Here is a 578-nt window from a genome sequence, read left to right as displayed (position 1 = left end):
GCGTGAGCGACGCGATGCGCTCGCGCGCGTCGAGCGTGCGCCGCGCCAGCGCAAGCTGCTCGTACAGCGCGCGCTCCGCCACATACGCACCCGCGACTTCGGCGATCACACCGATGCGGACCGTGCGCTGCGCTTCGGCAGTCGCGAAGTAGTCGGCGAGCGCCGCGTCGGACAGGTTCTTCACGCGGCCGAACAGGTCGAGCTCGTACGCGCTGATGCCGACGCCCGCGCGATACAGCCCGCTTATCGCGCTCTCGCGCACCACCGGGTCGTACTGGCGCGTGCGCGCATAGCCGAGGTTCGCATCGACCGCCGGCAACCGCTCCGCACGCTGCACGCCGTACAGCCCGCGCGCCTCGTCGAGCCGGCCGGCCGCGATCCGCAGGTCGCGATTGTTCGCGAGCGCCGCGTCGATCCACGCCTGCAGCGCGGGATCGGTGAAGTATGCGCGCCAGTCGTCGAGCAGCGCTGCACTTGACGTCGTCGAAGCCGTCGACGGCTTCGACGGCTGTACCGCCGCCGCGCCGTCGTCCGGCGCGTAGGCGGCCGGCACCGGCGCCGTCGGGCGCTCGTAGCGA

At 72.5% G+C, this 578-nt stretch carries 1 protein-coding gene; it reads right to left on the bottom strand.

The window, feature by feature from the left end; genetic code table 11:
- Positions 1–578: TolC family protein (locus tag G3N94_RS41805; RefSeq protein ID WP_205799971.1), on the bottom strand; the 578-nt coding region annotated here is incomplete at both ends.

Source organism: Burkholderia sp. Ac-20353 (assembly GCF_017104785.1).
Lineage (GTDB): Bacteria > Pseudomonadota > Gammaproteobacteria > Burkholderiales > Burkholderiaceae > Burkholderia.
The sequence above is the reverse complement of the archived record's forward strand: the minus strand, read 5'-3'. Positions and strand labels throughout refer to the sequence as shown.